The organism is Acidimicrobiales bacterium (assembly GCA_036399815.1).
In the GTDB taxonomy this organism is placed as follows: Bacteria; Actinomycetota; Acidimicrobiia; order Acidimicrobiales; family DASWMK01; genus DASWMK01.
Genome location: DASWMK010000162.1, coordinates 1 through 2,530, shown reverse-complemented (window position 1 = coordinate 2,530; position 2,530 = coordinate 1). Strand labels below are relative to the sequence as shown.

Below are 2,530 nucleotides of genomic sequence, written 5' to 3'. Positions count from 1 at the left end.
GCCGGGCTGTCCGAGCCGGCCGGCCTGGCCCTGCTCGGCGACACGCTGTGGGTCGCCGAGTGCGGCGCCCACCGCCTCACGCCCGTCCCGGCCGGCGGGCGGGGGCGGCCGGTGGCCGGCACGCCGGGTCGGGTCGAGCGCCCGGCGGCCGTGGTCGCCCCCGGCGAGGTCGTGCTCGAGGTCGCCTTCTCACCGGCCCCCGGCCAGCACCTCGACGACCGGGAGGGCCCGGCCACGCTCCTCGAGGTCGACGCCTCGCCCGCCGGCGTCCTCGTCGACGGCGCCGGCCGGGGCACGGAGCTGACCAGGCGGCTCGTCCTCGAGGGCGAGGGCCGGGCCGGCGTGCTCCACGTGACGGCCAGGGCGGCCACCTGCGACGACGAGGGCGTGCACCCGGCCTGCCACCTCGTCACCCAGGACTGGGGCATCCCCATCCGGGTCGTGCCCGGCGGCACCCGCCGGCTGACCCTCATGCTGCACGGGACCCCCTAGGTCGACCGGGGGCCGGCCTCCACCAGGCGCTTGATGCCCTCGACCACCTCGCCCGCCTCCCGCTCGGCCCGCTGGGCGACGCCGAGCGCGCCGGCCACCCGGCCGAGCGGCCCGAGGGGCAGCTTGTAGTCCATCGTCAGCGAGAACCGGCTGCGGTCGGGGCCGAGCGGCTCGATCTCCTGCACGAGCCAGTAGCGCCCGCCCGGGCCCATGCTGCCCTTGATCGAGACCCGCCGGCCGGGGACGACGTCGGTGACCTCCCACTCGGACTCGAAGCGCCGGCCCATGACCTCGACGACCTGGCGGAAGCGCTGCCCCGGGTGGGTCAGCCGGTCCGGGGCGTCGAGGACGGCGATCGTGCTCGGCGAGAACTCGGGGAGGCGGCGCACGTCCTTCAGAACCTCCCACAGGTCCTCGACGGGCCGCTCCACGTCGACGGCGCGACGGATCGTCATGTCCTCCACGTTCGCGCGTGCGATATCGTGCTGCCTCGGCCGCGGTGGGTGGCCGTCGAGGGAGGGGACCCCATGAGGAAGCGCGCTTCGGCGCTCGGTGCCGTCGCGGTCGTGCTCGCGCTGCTGGCGAGCCTGGTCGGGATGCCGTCGGCCGGTGCCGCCGGCGAGTCCTACGTCGCCCTGGGCGACTCGTTCACGGCCGGGCCGCTGATCCCCAACCAGGTGCTGATCCCGCTCGGCTGCCTGCGGTCGGACCGCGACTACCCGCGCGTGACCGCCGCCCAGCTCGGCGTGTCGCTCCGCGACGTCAGCTGCAGCGGGGCGAAGACCGACCACATGACGGCCCCCCAGGACGTCGACCTCGGCCCCAACCCGCCCCAGATGGACGCGCTCGAGGCCGGCACCCGGATCGTGTCGATCGGCATCGGCGGCAACGACATCGGCTTCTCGGAGATCATCCAGGGCTGCGCCACGGCCAACCCGTTCGGGTCGCCCTGCCGGAGCAAGTACGTCGTCAACGGCGTCGACACGATCTCCCAGCGCATCAGCGCCACGGCGCCCAAGGTGGCGGCCGTGCTGGCCGCCATCAGGGCCCGCTCGCCCCAGGCCCGCATCTACGTGGTCGGCTACCCGGCGATCCTCCCCGACTCGGGGATCGGCTGCTGGCCGTCGATGCCGATCGCCTGGAACGACGTCTCCTACCTCAGGGCCAAGGAGAAGGAGCTGAACAGCATGCTCGCCGGCCGGGCGGCGGCCGCCGGCGCCTTCTACGTCGACACCTACACGCCGAGCATCGGCAAGGACACGTGCGCCTCGTCGTCGACCCGCTGGGTGGAGCCGATCGTGCCGGCGAACGCGGCCGCGCCGGTGCACCCGAACGCCAGGGGCATGGCCGGCATGGGGGGCGTGCTCACCGCTCGCATCAACGCCACGGGCGGTAGGTAGGCTCCGCGCATGGCTGACCTCGTGACGGACCTGAAGGACGACGACATCCGCACGGTGTGGACCACGGACGCCCCGAGGGCCGCCGTGGACGACGACGACGACGCCACCGACCCGGGGGGCGACGCCGACGGCACCGACGGGGGCGACGCCGACGGCACCGACACGGACGACGACGCGACCGACCCGTCCTAGCGCTGGCCGTCCCCATCCCGCCGCCGACCGGCGGCGCGCTCGACCGGTGCACCGGGAACGGGCCGGCGTTCGCCCGTGAGGCGTTCGGGCGCCGGCCCCACCGGTGGCGCGAGGCCGCCGGCTTCGCCGACCTCCTGTCGCTGGAGGACGTCGACGCCGCGCTGACGGGGGCGGGCCTGCGCCCGCCCCACCTCCGCCTCGTCCGCGACGGCGAGGTGCTCGACCGGTCGACGTGGACCCGGACGGCGAGGGTCAGCCGCACCTCGTACCCGATCGCCGACGCGGGCAAGGTGCTCGACCTGTTCGCGTCCGGCGCGACCGTCGTCCTCCAGGCCCTGCACCGGTGGTGGCCGCCCGTCGCCCGGTTCTGCCGGGACCTGGAGACGGCGCTCACCCACCCGGTGCAGGCCAACGCCTACCTCACCCCGGCCGGCGCCACCGGCCTC

The 2,530-nt window shown here is 75.4% G+C and carries 5 protein-coding genes; 4 read left to right on the top strand and 1 reads right to left on the bottom strand.

The window, feature by feature from the left end:
• A partial coding sequence (locus VGB14_11775) for a hypothetical protein (GenBank protein ID HEX9993596.1) occupies nucleotides 1-492 on the top strand: 492 nt, incomplete at its 5' end.
• Here the strand turns inward: VGB14_11775 and VGB14_11770 are convergent.
• Nucleotides 489-947, bottom strand: a complete 459-nt coding sequence (locus VGB14_11770) for an SRPBCC family protein (GenBank protein ID HEX9993595.1) — start codon at nucleotides 945-947, stop codon at nucleotides 489-491. The two genes, VGB14_11775 and VGB14_11770, sit on opposite strands and share 4 nt — an antisense overlap.
• A gap of 72 nt (nucleotides 948-1,019) precedes the next feature.
• Between VGB14_11770 and VGB14_11765 the strand changes: the two genes are divergently transcribed.
• The 3 genes from VGB14_11765 to VGB14_11755 form a co-directional block, all read left to right on the top strand.
• On the top strand, nucleotides 1,020-1,892 hold the full coding sequence (locus VGB14_11765) for an SGNH/GDSL hydrolase family protein (protein HEX9993594.1): 873 nt from the start codon (nucleotides 1,020-1,022) through the stop codon (nucleotides 1,890-1,892).
• 9 nt (nucleotides 1,893-1,901) lie between these two features.
• Nucleotides 1,902-2,084, top strand: coding sequence for a hypothetical protein (locus VGB14_11760; protein ID HEX9993593.1), 183 nt, complete (start codon nucleotides 1,902-1,904; stop codon nucleotides 2,082-2,084).
• A 215-nt stretch (nucleotides 2,085-2,299) separates the two neighbouring features.
• Nucleotides 2,300-2,530, top strand: a 231-nt coding sequence (locus VGB14_11755) for a hypothetical protein (protein HEX9993592.1), incomplete at its 3' end; no start/stop codon positions are given.